This window comes from Amycolatopsis pithecellobii, assembly GCF_009707865.1.
GTDB lineage: Bacteria > Actinomycetota > Actinomycetes > Mycobacteriales > Pseudonocardiaceae > Amycolatopsis_E > Amycolatopsis_E pithecellobii.
Window position 1 is genome coordinate 1 of the sequence record NZ_WMBA01000042.1, and the last position, 14,812, is coordinate 14,812.

Annotated in this window: 12 protein-coding genes; 1 reads left to right on the forward strand and 11 read right to left on the reverse strand. The window is 68.1% G+C overall.

Going from position 1 to position 14,812, the window contains the following annotated elements; genetic code table 11:
• The 11 genes from GKO32_RS23910 to GKO32_RS23960 all read right to left on the reverse strand — a co-directional run.
• A partial coding sequence (locus tag GKO32_RS23910; protein ID WP_154759140.1) for an NAD-dependent epimerase/dehydratase family protein occupies nucleotides 1-1,027 on the reverse strand: 1,027 nt, incomplete at its 3' end.
• Nucleotides 1,024-1,800, reverse strand: a complete 777-nt coding sequence (locus GKO32_RS23915) for a glycosyltransferase family protein (RefSeq protein WP_154759141.1) — start codon at nucleotides 1,798-1,800, stop codon at nucleotides 1,024-1,026. The genes GKO32_RS23915 and GKO32_RS23910, both read right to left, overlap by 4 nt.
• Before the next feature lie 415 nt (nucleotides 1,801-2,215).
• Nucleotides 2,216-3,667 (reverse strand): sugar transferase, encoded by a 1,452-nt coding sequence (locus GKO32_RS23920; protein ID WP_246244558.1) that lies wholly within the window; start codon nucleotides 3,665-3,667, stop codon nucleotides 2,216-2,218.
• 587 nt (nucleotides 3,668-4,254) lie between these two features.
• The gene (locus GKO32_RS23925) at nucleotides 4,255-5,076 is read right to left on the reverse strand and encodes an IclR family transcriptional regulator (RefSeq protein WP_312868450.1); all 822 of its coding nucleotides are present in this window, start codon (nucleotides 5,074-5,076) and stop codon (nucleotides 4,255-4,257) included.
• A 73-nt stretch (nucleotides 5,077-5,149) separates the two neighbouring features.
• The gene (locus GKO32_RS23930; protein WP_154759143.1) at nucleotides 5,150-5,569 is read right to left on the reverse strand and encodes a riboflavin kinase; all 420 of its coding nucleotides are present in this window, start codon (nucleotides 5,567-5,569) and stop codon (nucleotides 5,150-5,152) included.
• A 35-nt stretch (nucleotides 5,570-5,604) separates the two neighbouring features.
• Nucleotides 5,605-6,687 (reverse strand): LLM class flavin-dependent oxidoreductase, encoded by a 1,083-nt coding sequence (locus GKO32_RS23935; protein ID WP_154759144.1) that lies wholly within the window; start codon nucleotides 6,685-6,687, stop codon nucleotides 5,605-5,607.
• Between the two features lie 61 nt (nucleotides 6,688-6,748).
• Nucleotides 6,749-8,242, reverse strand: coding sequence for a cytochrome bc1 complex cytochrome b subunit (qcrB, locus tag GKO32_RS23940; protein ID WP_312868451.1), 1,494 nt, complete (start codon nucleotides 8,240-8,242; stop codon nucleotides 6,749-6,751).
• Nucleotides 8,239-8,709, reverse strand: a complete 471-nt coding sequence (locus GKO32_RS38510; RefSeq protein ID WP_312868452.1) for a hypothetical protein — start codon at nucleotides 8,707-8,709, stop codon at nucleotides 8,239-8,241. The genes qcrB and GKO32_RS38510 overlap by 4 nt, the downstream gene beginning before the upstream one ends.
• Nucleotides 8,706-9,176, reverse strand: coding sequence for a hypothetical protein (locus GKO32_RS23950; RefSeq protein ID WP_154759145.1), 471 nt, complete (start codon nucleotides 9,174-9,176; stop codon nucleotides 8,706-8,708). The genes GKO32_RS38510 and GKO32_RS23950 overlap by 4 nt, the downstream gene beginning before the upstream one ends.
• On the reverse strand, nucleotides 9,173-10,804 hold the full coding sequence (locus GKO32_RS23955; protein ID WP_154759146.1) for a cytochrome c oxidase subunit I: 1,632 nt from the start codon (nucleotides 10,802-10,804) through the stop codon (nucleotides 9,173-9,175). Before GKO32_RS23955 ends, GKO32_RS23950 begins: the two co-directional genes overlap by 4 nt.
• Nucleotides 10,801-11,445, reverse strand: coding sequence for a cytochrome c oxidase subunit II (locus GKO32_RS23960; protein ID WP_154759147.1), 645 nt, complete (start codon nucleotides 11,443-11,445; stop codon nucleotides 10,801-10,803). Before GKO32_RS23960 ends, GKO32_RS23955 begins: the two co-directional genes overlap by 4 nt.
• Before the next feature lie 99 nt (nucleotides 11,446-11,544).
• Here GKO32_RS23960 and fdh point away from each other — a divergent pair, with 99 nt between their 5' ends.
• Complete coding sequence (gene fdh / locus GKO32_RS23970) at nucleotides 11,545-14,811, forward strand: formate dehydrogenase (RefSeq protein ID WP_246244551.1); 3,267 nt, start codon at nucleotides 11,545-11,547, stop codon at nucleotides 14,809-14,811.
• Nucleotide 14,812: the final 1 nt, after the last annotated feature.

The following is a 14,812-nucleotide window of genomic DNA, read 5'->3' on the forward strand; positions in this document are numbered from 1 at the left end:
GGCCCGGTTCCCGGGGGCGCAGATCTTGGGCAAGGCGCTCTCGGTCCTGTTGCGCGCGCAGCCAGGCGAGCCGTGTGAACCGCCGCTCGAAGTCCGCGGTGGTCAGCCCGTGCCGGACATAGGCGCCGGCGAGTTCGCGGGCACCGGCCGGAACCGACCAGGTGGCACGGAAACCGGGCAGCGCCGCCCGGATGCGCGAGAAGTCCACGCGGTAGGAGCGCGGATCGGGCCCGGCCTCACCGGTGATCAGCAGCTGCGCTCCGGGGACCGCGTCCACCACGGCCTCGGCGATCTGGCGCACCGTCAGGTTGTTGACCTCGGTGCCGACGTTGAACGCGGTGTCGTGCACCGCCGCCACGGGTGCGGCGAGCGCCTCGGTGAAGGCCGCCGCAATGTCGAGCGCGTGCACGAGCGGACGCCACGGCGTGCCGTCGGACAGCACCCGAACCTTGCCGGTGAGCACGGCGTGGCCCACCAGGTTGTTGAGCACGATGTCGGCACGCGGGCGCGGCGAAAACCCGAATGCGGTCGCGTTGCGCAGGTACACCGGGCTGAAATCGGGGTCCGCCAGCGCGTGCAGATCGTCTTCGACGCGGACCTTGGATTCGGCGTACGGCGTCACCGGCCGCAGCGGCGCGTCCTCGCCGACGAGGTCGTCACCCGCGGCGCCGTACACCGAACACGTTGAGGCGTAAAGGAACCGGCGCACCCCGGCGTATTTCGCGAGGCGGGCCAGCCGCACCGACGCGGCGTGGTTGATGTCGTAGGTCAGGTCCGGTTTGAGCGAACCGAGCGGGTCGTTCGACAGCGCGGCCAGGTGGATCACGGCGTCGAAACCGGCCACGCGGCCGGTGGTGACGTCGCGCAGATCCACCGGCTCACCCGGCGGGTCGTCGGGCCGCGGCCCGAGCACGCATGCGGCGAACAGGCCCGAGTCGAGCCCGGCGACCTCGTGTCCGGCGGCGCGCAGCACCGGGGCCAGCACCGAACCGAGATACCCCTGGTGACCCGTCAGCAGCACCCTCATGCGGCGTTCTCCCACAACATCCACGGCCGTGCACCGGACTCGTACGCGGTGTCGAGCGCGGCGCGCTCCTTGAACGTGTCCGCCGGCTGCCAGAACCCGCGATAGGGATACGCCACCAGCCGGCCCTTTCCGGCGAGCGTGCCGCAGGCATCCTCGACGAGATCCCCGTTTTCCGGGAGGTGGTCGAAGATTTCCTGGCGCAGCACGAAAAACCCGGCGTTCTCCCACACCGGCAGCTCGCTCGCGGAACTGATCGAACGCACCTGCCGTCCGTCCAGCTCGACACAGTGGAACGTCGACTGCGGCGGCACGACCATCATCGAGGCGCCCGCGTCGGCGGCCGCGAAGTTCGCGATCATGTCGTCCAGCGGCGCGTCGGTGAGCACATCGGCGTAGTTGGCGAGGAAGATCTCCTCGTCCGCCACGTGCTCACGCACCCGCCGCAGCCGCTCGCCGATCGGGGATTCGATCCCGGTGTGCACGAAGGTGATCGACCAGTCGCTGATATCGGTCGACAGCAGTTCGACCTCGCCGCCGCGCAGCACGAAATCGTTCGACGCGGTTTCGGTGTAGGACAGGAAGAAATCCTTGATGTGCCGGGCGCCGTAACCGAGGCAGAGCACGAAATCCTTGTGCCCGAAATGGGCGTAGTAGCGCATGACATGCCACAGCAGCGGCCGGGGTCCGACCAGTTGCATCGGTTTGGGCACGTCGTCCGCGGGGCCGTTGCGCATGCGCATGCCGTGGCCGCCGCAGAAGAGCACGACCTTCATGCTCGGGTCACCTCTCGTCCGATCTGCCGGCGCCGCGAGTTGGAGAATGACGAGTAGTACGCGTACTCGGTGAGTGTCTCTATGAGGTCCGGCAAAGGCGGCAATTGCGCCAGGCAACAATCCGCACACAATCGCGGATGTAACGGAAGCATCAATTCGGGTGAGTCCCGGCACGAGGGCGGCTCGGCGCTCAGCATGCTCGCGGTGCCCCCCATCGTCCCTTTTTTCGCGGGCTCATGCCCCGGAGTTGGTTCACCGTGACTATAGGTTTGTCACGCGTCAGTGTTACCAGCAACCGGGTGATTCAAAGCCGCTTTAGGGTGATGCGCACGACACGGTGTGAACGTTTCCGCGCACGGGTGAGCTGAGCTGCGGAGCGACGGCACGCGACGCCGCACGGTAGCCGCGTTCGCCCCTAGTACGCGCCTTTCCCGCCGAGGACGGCGCGTGCGGTCTTCCACAGGATCACCATGTCCAGCGCCAGCGACCAGTCCTCGACGTACCGCAGGTCGAGCCGGACGCTCTGGTCCCAGCTCAGATCGCTGCGCCCGCTGACCTGCCACAGCCCGGTCAGGCCCGGCTTCACCAGCAACCGCCGGCGCGCGGCGCGGTGGTAGCTTTCGGTCTCCTTCGGCAGCGGCGGCCGCGGGCCGACGAGCGACATCCGCCCGCCCAGTACGTTGAACAGCTGTGGCAGCTCGTCGAGGGAGTACCGGCGCAGCACGGCACCGACCCGCGTGACCCTGGGGTCGCGGCGCATCTTGAACAGCGGGCCGGCGCCCTCGTTCGCGTCGAGCAGCTCGTTGCGGATCTTGTCGGCGTTCACGACCATCGTGCGGAACTTGATCATCATGAAGGTGTCGCCGTCACGCCCGACGCGGCGCTGCCGGTAGAACACCGGGCCCCGGTCGTTCAGCTTGATCAACATCGCGATCAGCAGCAGCGCCGGGGAAATCGCCAGCAGGCCGAGCGCGGCCATCGCGCGGTCGAAGACCTCCTTGACGATCCGCCGCCCGCCGGTGAAGGTCGGCGCGCTCACGCGCAGCAACGGCATGCCGAGCACGCCGGAGACGTTGAGCCGCGGCCCGGCAACCTCCATCAGCACCGGGGCCACGACCAGTTCCGCGCCCGTGCCTTCGAGATCCCACGCCAGCTGCTGCAGCCGCGCCGGTGTCCAATGTGGATCGGAGGTGACGGCGACGACCCGGTAACCGCCGCGGCGGACCTGCTCGGCGACGTCGTCGAGGCGGCCGGCCACGGCGATGCCGCCGACCTCACCGGTGCCACTGTCGGTGCAGACCGCCTCGACGCGCCAGCCGACATGCGAGTCCTCGCGGGTGCGTTCGATCAGGCCGAGCAGGGTTTCCGGCGCCCCGGCGGCCATCACCGGCAGCATGCAGGTGCCGGACTTGTTGCGTGCGTGGTGCAGCGCCTTGCGCAGCAGGTACCGCTCCGGGAACAGCAGCAGGCCGACCAGCGGCACCACGATGAACACCCACGGCTGCACGTCGAGCGCGCCGAACACCAGTCCCGCGAGCGCCACCACGACCGCGGCCATCACCAGCGCGCGGCCCAGCCTGCGGTACTCCTCAGCGCCCTCGCCGAACACATGCTGGCTCCACGCGCGGTTGAGCGGCAACGAGCACAGGATCGCCGCGGCGGTACCGGACGCGTGCAGGAAGTACGGGCGGCCGGTGATCTTGAGGATGAGGAAGGCCGTCGCCGTGATCACCAGCAACGTCGCGAACGCGTCACAGCCGATCACCCAGGCGCGGTAGTTGCGTTCCCACCGGGTCGAGGAGGCGCGCGCCGGGACCCGCACCACGCGCGTCCGTGTCCCGGCAACCGTCTCGGCACGGGAAAACATCTCTTCCATCCAACCTCCGCCCATCGGCTGGCCCCGGGACCACCACCTCCCTGACGATTACTGTCAGTGATCGTCAAGTCGGCTGGCGCATAACTCGTTCGTGCCAGTATCTGCCGGGGAATCGGTCCTGTTCGCCCGGGTGTTACAGCCGAGATCGCAGCAAATTCCCTATGGGACAAGAACAGTTCGGGCACGCGGAGATCACGGAACGGCGACGGCAGGGGCACCGTTGCCGAACGGCAAACAATCACGGATGGTAGCCGGTAAATTCACCACAACCGAGAGTGATCCGATAGCTGAAACCATCGTTTCAAATTAGCTCGGATGGAGCATTGTGCCGAGCACGATCAGCCACGACGATGGGTCACGTCGGCGAGTGCCATCACGCCGTCAAGGACAGCCGGTTGCGTGAGCCCCTTAGGCCATTGACGCCGTGACCGGCCGTCGGAGCTCCGGCGCACAGATCCGCCCTCCCAACGCGCCGGAGCTCCTCCTTGAACGGTGCGTGGCGGTGCGGGTGGCGGTGCAAGGTGACGCGTGGTGAAAAGCGACCTACGGCCGCTGCGCAGCTCTGCTGTGAAATCGGTTCAGGCGGCGTCGTTGGTGTCGCTGGCCCGGGGGCGGGAGACGATGCGGGTGGCGATGTCGAGCAGGGCCTTCGCCGCGCGGCCGACGTCCTTCGCCGGGAACCGGGCCGCCGGGGCGCTCAGGCTGATCGCCGCGGGGACGCTGGTGCCCAGCAACGGCACCGCGACACAGCGGCCGTCGACCTCGTTCTCCAGGTTGTCCACCGCGTAGCCGAGGGTGCGCACGCCCTCCAGCTCCGCCAGGTACTGATCGACCGTGGTGATCGTCGCGGCCGTCCGCGGCGGCATCCCCGATCGCGCCAGCAGACCCCGCACGCGGTCCTCCGTCAGGTGCGCGGTGATGGCCTTGCCGAGCGCCGTCGAATGCACCGGATCCCGGTCCCCGCGGGCGGCCGCCAGCCGGACTCCGCGGCGGCTTTCGATGATGTCGACGTAGATGATGCGGTCACTGTCGAGGACACCGAGGTTCGAGGTCTCGCCGAACTCGTCCCGCAGCTGCTCCAGCCACGGCCGCGCGGCCTCCCGCAGCAGCTCGAGATGACGCGACTGCATCCCCAGAAATCCCAGCCCCAGCCGGCACAGGCCGGTTTCCTCGTCCCGCTCGACATAGCGGTGCTGCTCGAGTGTCCACAGATACCGGTACGCCGAGGATTTCGGCATACCGGTGGCTTCGACCACCGTGTTCAGGGTGATACCGTCCACGGACTGCTGCAGCAGATCGAGAATCGCACACACCCGGTCCACCGCGCGGAGCGAGTAGTCGCGGTCCTCCGGCGCAGCCCCGTCTTGCTCATCAGGATCGGGATTCCGGCCGGCCGACACGGCGCACCTCGTTTCATTAGGCAGAGCGAGCGTTTCAGATGGTACCGCCCTGACCTCGCCCCGCAAAACCCCGCTATCGCCGCGAGGCGAAGAACTCGCGTCCCCGGTCCTCGTCGCGGCGCATCTGCTCGATCAACTCCGCGACCGAGGCGAACTTGACCTGCCCGCGCAGGAACAGCTCCACGGTGACCTCGGCGACGCAGCCGTAGAGATCCTGGTCGAAATCGAGCAGGTAGGCCTCGACCGTGCGGTGCGTACCGTCGAAAGTCACGTTGGACCCGACCGAGACGAGCGCGGGCAGCGGCTCCGGGAACTCACGCCGGTCATCCGGGCCTGCCAGGGCGAGGATCCGGACATGCCCGGCGTACACGCCGTCCGCCGGGATCGGGGCCGACCCGTCGAAGCCGATGTTGGCGGTGGGAAAACCCAGGTCCTTGCCACGCCCATCGCCGTGCACCACCGCTCCGGTCACGCTGCCCAGGATCTCCACCATTCGCCTTCCTTCGCGCCGGCTGCCGTGCCAGGAGCTTACTGATCCGGCGGCTGCGGCTCGGTGGTCGGGCGCGCGTCGAGCTCGCGCAGTCCGGGCAGCACGGTCTCGCCGAACAGCAGGAGGTCCTGGTCGTACTCGGGGAAAATCAGCATCAGCCCGTCCAGTTCGGCCTCACGCACGATCGTCGCGATCTGCTCGATCACCGTGGCGGCCGAACCGCTGACGTAGGGGGTCTGGAAGGCCTGCTCGCCGGTGGCGTCCTCGGTCCACACCCGCGCCCGCTCGTCAGGGACGCCCCACGACCGGCGCATCGCGACAAGCGCGCCGCGGTCGAGGCCCGCGCCCCAGCGGCCGACCTTTTCCCGTGCGGCGGCGTCGGTTTCGTCCTGCACGACGGTCAGCATCGAGTACGTCTTCACCGTGCGCCCCCGCGCGGCGGCCCGCCCGTGCACGTCGCGGGAAAGCGCTTTCATTTCGTCCATGCTGTCGGCCGAGAGGAAGGCTCCGTCGGCATAAGCGGCCTGGAACTCGCGCCCCGCTTCCGAACGGCCGGCGCTGATGATGGTGGGCCGCGTCCGCGGATGCGGCCGGGACTCGCAGTCGGTCAGGGTGAAGAAATCCCCCTTCATGGTGACCGAATCCTCGGTCCACAACCGGATGACCGCCTCGGTCCACTCGGCCGTCATCCGGTACCGCTCCTCGTGCGACATCTCCTCCCACAGTCCGAACTGCCGGAACTCCCCCGCGTACGCGCCGTTGACGATGTTCATGCCCGCCCGGCCGTTCGAGATCTGCTGCAGGGTCGTGTACATCTTCGCGGCGATGCCCGGGTGCATGATGTTCGCGTGCGTGGTGGCCCAGATCTTGACGCGTTCGGTCACCTCGGCGAGCCCGGCCATCATGGTCACCGACTCCAGGCTCTCGCCCCAGTGGTCGGTGCTGCCCCCGAACCCGCGCCATTTCGCCATCGACATGATGAAGTCGAGCCCGATGGCCTCCGCGTGCAGTGCGGCTCTTTTGTTGGTCTCGTAACTGGCTTCCGGATGCGGCGCGGTGGTGGACAGCAGCCAGCCGCCGCTGCCGATCGGGAGGAAGATCCCGTACTCTTTTCCGGACAACGTTGGCACCTTTCCTGCTCCTGCAAGGAGTGAACCACGGGTGCCGGGACCTGGCGCACGCTCACCGGCGCCCTGGTGACCTGACCTCGAGGTCACCCGGCAGGCGCGGCACCGGATTGCCCTGGTAGCGCGGATAAACCAGGTCTTCTTCACCGGTCTGCGGGCGCAGGGGCTGCACGACTTCCACGTAGTAGCCCTCGGCCCGCCGCTCGATGAGCCCGGACGACACGCCGGCCGCGAGCACCTCGCTGTCCGCCCGCTGCAGCCGCCGGCAGATCCGGACCGCCACGAGATAGGCCAGCGGCGGCAGCACGAGCACGCCGACGCGCGCGATCCACACCAGGCGTTCGATCGGGATGGCGAAGACGAAAGCGATCACGTCGTCGAGGCCCGCGAAGATCAGCACGAGCGTGAACGTCACCGCCATGACGCCGAGCCCGGTTCTGACCGGCACGTCCCGCGGTCGTTGCGCGATCTGGTGCGACGAGGAATCCCGGCTCGCCCTCCGTTCGAGGAGCGGGTAGCCCAGCATTCCGCCGAACAGCAGCAACGGCATCACCACGGCGGGCCAGAAGACGGCCGGAACCGTGTAAGTGCCCCACAAATCGATGCGCCATTCCGGCCACAACCGCATGGCGCCGTCGACCATTTGCAGGTACCAGTCGGGCTGGGAGTTGATCGAAGCCTGCGACGGCTGGTACGGGCCGTAGTGGAACACCGGGTTGATCTGCGCCAGCCCGCCCAGCGCGACGAGCACCGCGGTCACCATGACGGCGAGGGTGGTGCTCTTGATCCCGAAGGCGGGAACCGCCCTGGTGCCGGTGACATTGCGTTTCATCCCGCGCTTTCCGGGGAACTGCGTGTGTTCCTGGTACCACACGCCGGCCAGGTGAACCGCGATGAGCGTGAGCAGCACCCCCGGCAGCAGCAGGACGTGCAGGGCGAACAGGCGCGGGATCACGACCTCGCCGGGGAACTGACCGCCGAAGACGAGCCAGTGCAACCATGTGCCGATCACCGGCACGGACAACATGATCCCGGACATGATGCGCAGTCCGGTACCGGAGAGCAGGTCGTCGGGCAGTGAGTAACCGGCGAAGCCTTCGGCGATGGCGATCAGCAGCATCAGCACGCCGATGAGCCAGTTGGCCTCACGGGGTTTGCGGAACGCGCCGGTGAAGAAGATCCGCAGCAGGTGCACCACGATCGCGGCGACGAAGATGTTGGCGGACCAGTGATGGATCTGGCGGACCAGCAGGCCGCCCCGCACGTCGAACGAGATCCGCAGCGTGCTTTCGAAGGCACGGGACATCTCGATGCCGTTCATGTTCGGATAGGTGCCGTGGTAGGTCAGCTGCGCCATCGACGGGTCGAAGAACAGTGCCAGGTAGGTGCCGGTCAGCAGCAGAACGACGAAACTGTAGAGCGCGAGTTCGCCGAACAGGAAGGAAAAGTGGTCCGGGAAGACCTTGTTCAGGCGCGGCCGGATCCCTTTCGCCGCCAGATAACGCTGGTCGGCGGACTCGGCGGCGTCGGCGATCCGCGGCGCGATCACGAGGCGGCCTCCTGTTCTTCGCGCACGATCCACCGCCAGGCGACGCCCACGGCGGCCAGGCACAGCGGCATCATCCCGACGATCATCGCGAGCCCGCCCGCTTCGTGCCCGGCGATCACGAGGTAGACGGCGGCGAGATCGAGCGACGGCGCGGCCAGGAACAGGTACACCCCGCGGGCAGGCTCCGGGAAACCCTTGCGTGGCACCAGAACGGGCAGCCAGAACACGATGGCGCCGGCCAGCAGCACGCCGTGCAGCATCGTCTCCGCCAGTGGCGGCAGCCCTCGCGCCCCCATCACGATGGTGAGCGCGGCGTGCAGCACCACGAACGCCGGCAGCACCACTACCGGCGGCGCCGGGACCCGCCCCCACCGCACGGCCGAGCGGGTGGCCAGCACGATGGCCGGTGCCACCGCGGAAGTCAGCAACCCCATCGATCCCATGTGGACGATCTCGTGCGTGTTCACCGGCGCCCGCCTCCCAGCAGCCGGGCGCCGACGGCGGCCAGCACCCCGGCTCGCGCCACAAACCTCAGCACCGGACCGCGCCGCTGGGGTTCCAGCGGACGGCTGCGCACCTGGGTGGGCGCCGGGAGCACACCCGCGCGAAGGCGTTCGCGGCGGAACTCGAACCCGGCCGCCAGGAGCGGAAACAAGGCCAGGTAAGAGATCCAGTGCGTGTACAGGAAACCGAGTCCGAAAAGGACAGCCGCAAGCGCGAGGTACGCGGCGGACAGGCTGCCTGCCGGCATCCGGCGCAGTCCGGCCCGGCGGCGGCCGTGTGCGTACGCCACGATCAGGCCCACCACGGCGACGATCACCACCGCGGCGAAGTACATGCCGATGAACTCCGCGCTTTCCCCGTAGGCGAACATGATCGCGGCGAGCACGGCGTTGAATCCGGCCCACCCGAACACCACCCACGCGGGTTTCACGTCCGCTCTCCCTCCAGTGCCCGCTGCTCGCGCAAGTCCAGCAGCGGGGCGAACCCGCGCACCGGCGGCAGCGGATGCGCCGCGTCGAAGTTCAACGCCGGCGGCGGCGAGGAGGTCGCCCATTCCAGGGTCTGGCCCTGCCACGGGTCGTCCCCCGCGGGCTCGCTCCGCCGCCGCGCCAGCGAGCGGACGATGTTGACCGCGAAGCAGATCATCCCGAGGGCGAGCAGCCCGGCACCGATGCTCGCCATGAGGTTCAGACCACTGAATCCGTCACCCGGCAGGTAGCTCGCGACGCGACGGGGCATGCCCTGGACGCCGAGCCAGAACATCGGCAGGAAGGTGAGGTTCGTGCCGGCCACCATGAGCCAGAAATGCAGGTGCCCCAACCGTTTCCCCAGCAGTACACCGGCGACCTTGGGGAACCAGAAGTAGAACCCGGCGAAGAACCCGAACAGGCTGCCCGCCACCAGGGTGTAGTGGAAATGCGCGACGACGAAGTAGGAGTCCTGCAGGTGGTAGTCCAGCACCGGAGTGGCCACCATGATCCCGGTGAGCCCGCCGATCAGGAACTGCGGGATGAACGCGAGCGCGAACAACATCGGTACGGTGTAACGCATTCTGGCCCCGATGATGGTGCCGATCATGCCGAGGTATTCGACTCCCGCCGGGACGAGCAGGAAGATCGAAGTGAGCGAGTAGTAGTTGTCGGCCACCTGGCCGGTGGTGAACATGTGGTGTCCCCACACGCTCATCGACAGCGCGGCGAACGCCAGCAGCGACAGCACGGTCGGGCGGTAGCCGAAGAACCGGCGCCGCGCGAACGTGGCCAGCACTTCGGCGACCGCGCCGACGAACGGGAAAAACATCACGTAGACCACCGGATGCCCGTAAAACCAGAACAGGTGCTGGTAGCCGATGTTCCAGATGTCGTGGGTGAACACCTCGGGCGTGATCCGGCCGAGCGCGAGCATGCCGAGCGCGAGCAGCAGCGACGGGAAGGCGGCCAGCACCATCAGGTTGGTCGCCACGATCGACCACGAGAACACCGGGATGCGCAGCATGGTCATTCCCGGTGCCCGGCGCAACAGGACCGTCCACAGCACGGTGCCGGCCACCAGGATCATGCCGAGGCTCGCGGCGAAGTTGCCCACGATCCACAGGTCCGTGCCGAACCCGGGCGAGAATTCGGCACTGGACAACGGGGTGTAGGCCGTCCAGCCTTCGGCGGCCGCGCCGGTCGTGGTCAGGAAACCGGACACCACCGTCACCGCGCCGAACGCGTAGAGCCAGAACCCGAGCATGGTGAGCCGGGGCGCCGCGACGCCGGGCGCGCCCACCTGCAGCGGCACCAGGTACAGGCCGATGGCGATGGCCAGCGGCGTGATGACGAGGTAGATCATCCCGGAGCCGTGCATGGTGAACAGCTCGTTGTAGGTCTCGTTGCTCAGCAACCGTTCGTCCGGGGTGGCCAGTTGCGCGCGCATCACCAGCGCGAACGCACCGAACGCGAACATCAGCACCAGTGCGGTGACGGTCATCAGCACCGCGATGCGCTTGTGATCGGTGGTCGCCAGCCACGGCCGGTGCACACGCGGCAGCAGTGCCGGAGATTCGGTCGCGGTCATGTCGACGCCGCCTGCCACTGCTGGTACTGCTGCGGCGAGACGGCACGCACGGAGAAGTGCATTTCGGTGTGGAAGGATCCGCAGAACTCCGCGCACCGGCCGAGCCACTGTCCTTCGTGGTCGAAGGTCAGCGTGAAAGTGTTGGTGTGATCGGGAAAGGCGTCCACTTTGACCCGCAGGTCCGGAATCCAGAAAGCGTGCTGCACGTCGCTGGAGGACAGGCGCAGCTGCACCGGTTGCCCGGCCGGCACGACGAGGGTCGGGATATCGGTTTGCTGGGTGGCACAGCTGCCGGTCACCGTGCGATCGGGGTTGAGGTAATGGAACCGCCAGCACCACTGGAAGGCGTCGACGTCGACCGTGGCCGCGGGCGGGGCGGCGGACGCCTGGGGCATGACCTGCGCCCGCAGGTCGTTGTTGGCCGAGGCGGTGATGAACGCGAGCACCCCGGCCGCCGCCCCGAGCATCACGGCGTAGCCGATCTCGGCGGCCGGATGCGAGCTGCGTCGGCGGGTGTCGCCCGACCGCTTCCGGCTCAGCACCAACGCGAGCAGCACCGCGGCGCCGACGAGGACGAACACGATACCGGCGACGAGGCCCTCGAACCCCATCATGCGTGCGAACGCATCTTGATATTGCATACCGCCTCCGCCCACGATCCCTGGTGCGGGTTTCCCGCGGGCACGCGTGGGAAACCCTGAATCCGGGTAACCCCGGCACGGTGGAGCGGAGGGGCAGCGATGGGTCTGACGCGGTGGGTGCGGGACTGGCCGGTCTACCGGCAGCTGACACAGGGTGACCGCACCGGGCGTGGTGCGGCGGCGAAGAGCCGGATCTCCCTCGAGCTGACCCCGCGCACGGCGAAAGCCGACAAAGTGGTCAAGTCCGTTTGCCCGTACTGTGCGGTCGGCTGCGGCCAGAATGTCTACGTCGAGCAGGGCAAGGTCACCCAGATCGAAGGCGACCCGGACTCCCCCGTCAGCCGCGGGCGGCTGTGCCCCAAGGGCTCGGCGAGCCTGCAGCTGACCACCGGCTCGGCGCGGGAGCACCAGGTGCTCTACCGCCGCCCGTACGGCACCGAGTGGGAGCCGCTCGATCTCGATACCGCGATGGACATGATCGCCGAGCGGACCATCGCCGCCAGGGCGCACGGCTGGCAGTGGGACGCGGACGAGGTGCGGGTGCGCCGCACCATGGGGATCGCGAGCCTCGGCGGCGCGACGCTGGACAACGAAGAGAACTACCTGATCAAGAAGCTGTTCACCGCACTCGGCGCGATCCAGATCGAGAACCAGGCCCGTATTTGACACTCCTCCACGGTTCCCGGTCTGGGGACCTCCTTCGGTCGTGGAGGCGCCACGACGTTCCAGCAAGACCTCGCCAACGCCGACTGCATCGTCATCGAGGGCTCGAACATGGCCGAGTGCCATCCCGTCGGGTTCCAGTGGGTGATGGAGGCGAAGGCCCGCGGTGCCAAGGTCATCCACGTCGATCCGCGGTTCACCCGGACCAGCGCGATGGCCGATATCCACGTGCCGTTGCGCGCGGGCACGGACATCGCGTTCCTCGGCGGGATCGTGAACCATGTGCTGACCGAGGAGAAGGACTTCCGCGAGTACGTGCTCGCCTACACCAACGCGGCCACGATCATCGGTGAGGAGTTCGCCGACACCGAGGATCTCGACGGGGTGTTCTCCGGACTGGACCCCGAACATCGCAGCTACGACACGGAAACGTGGCAGTACGAAGGCAGCGAGATGCAGTCCGCGTCCGGGGAACGGGACCAGAAATGGGACGCCCGCACGCGTGGCGGTGCGGCGGTCAGCGAATCTGCCCGCGGTGAAGCGCACGGCTCGGGTGGCGCGGAGATCGGCGCCGAGCCGAGGACCGACCCGACGCTGCAACACCCGCGGTGCGTGTTCCAGATCCTCAAGCGGCACTACGCGCGCTACACCCCGGAAGCGGTCGAGCAGATCTGCGGCATCCCGCGGGAGACGTTCCGGCAGGTGTGCGATCTGCTGACCGAGAATTCCGGCCGCGAGCGCACCAGCGCGTTCGCCTACGCGGTCGGGTGGACGCAGCACAGCGTTGGCGTGCAGTACATCCGCACAGCATCGATCCTGCAGTCGTTGCTGGGCAACATCGGGCGCCCCGGCGGCGGGATCCTCGCGCTGCGCGGGCACGCGTCGATCCAGGGCTCGACCGACATTCCCACGCTGTTCAACCTGTTGCCCGGCTACATCCCGATGCCGCACGCGCACACCAACGAGGACCTGGACACCTTCGTGCAGGCCGAGGGCACGCGCAAGGGGTACTGGGGCAACATGCGCTCGTACCTGGTGAGCCTGCTCAAGGCGTACTGGGGCCCGGCGGCCCGGCCGGACAACGATTTCTGCTTCGACTACCTGCCCCGGCTGACCGGCAGTCACAGCACCTACGAAACAGTGATGGCTCAACTGGAAGGCACCTGCAAGGGGTATTTCCTGTTCGGGGAAAACCCGGCGGTCGGCTCGTCGAACGGGAAGATGCAACGCCTGGGCATGGCCAACCTGGACTGGCTCGTGGTGCGTGATTTCTCGTTGATCGAAAGCGCGAGCTGGTGGAAGGACGGGCCGGAGATCGAAAGCGGCGAACTGCGCACGGAGGACATCGCCACCGAAGTCTTCTTCATGCCCGCCGCCGCGCACACCGAAAAGGACGGCAGTTTCACCAATACCCAGCGGATGTTGCAGTGGCACCACCAGGCCGTCGAACCGCCGGGTGACTCCCGCAGCGAGCTGTGGTTCGCCTACCATCTCGGCCGCCTGATCCGCGAGAAACTACGACAGTCCACTTCGGACGGAGAGCGCGAGCGAGACCGGCCGGTGCTGGAACTGACGTGGGACTACCCCACCCAAGGCACGATCGCCGAACCGGACGCCGAAGCGGTACTCGCGGAGATCAACGGGCGGGGCGCCGATGGCCGGCCGCTGAGCAGTTACGAACAGCTCGCCGGTGACGGCTCGACCGCGTGTGGCTGCTGGATCTATTGCGGCGTCTACAAAGACGGCGTGAACCAGGCGGCACGGCGCAAGCCGGGGACCGAACAGAACTGGGTGGCGCCGGAATGGGGCTGGGCGTGGCCGGCGAACCGCCGGGTGCTCTACAACCGCGCGTCCGCCGATCCGGACGGAAAGCCGTGGAGCGAACGGAAAGCGCTGGTGTGGTGGGATGCCGAGGCCGGGAAGTGGACCGGCCATGACATCGCGGATTTCAAGGCCACCAAACCGCCGGACTTCCTGCCCCCCGAGGACGCAACCGGACCGGACGCGCTGACCGGCACGGACGCGTTCGTCATGCAGGCCGACGGCAAGGCGTGGCTGTTCGCGCCGGCCGGGCTCACCGACGGGCCGCTGCCGACCCACTACGAGCCGCAGGAATCGCCGTTTTCGAACCTGCTCTACCGCCAGCAGCACAACCCGGCACGGCAGCTACTGCCGCACCGCAACAACCGGCTTCAGCCCAGCGGTGCGCAACCGGGTGCCGAGGTGTTTCCCTTCGTGCTGACCACCTACCGGCTCACCGAGCACCACACCGCGGGCGGGATGAGCCGGTGGCAGCCGTATCTCGCCGAACTACAACCCGAACTGTTCTGCGAGGTCTCCCCCGAACTGGCGGCCGAGCGCGGCCTGGAGCACACCGGGTGGGCCACCATCGTCACCGCGCGCGGCGCGATCGAGGCGCGGGTCCTGGTGACCGAGCGGATGCGGCCGCTGCGGGTGCAGGGCCGGGTGCTGCACCAGGTCGGCGTGCCGTATCACTGGGGCCCCAACGGGCTGACCACCGGCGACGCCGCGAACGACCTGGCGTCGATCAGCCTCGACCCGAACAGCCATATCCAGGAGAGCAAGGCGCTGGCGTGCGACATCCGGCCGGGCCGGCGGCCGCGCGGACCCGCCCGGCTGGCGCTGGTCGAGGAATACCAGCGCCGCGCCGGGATCACCGACGACACCGGAACGGAGCTGTAGG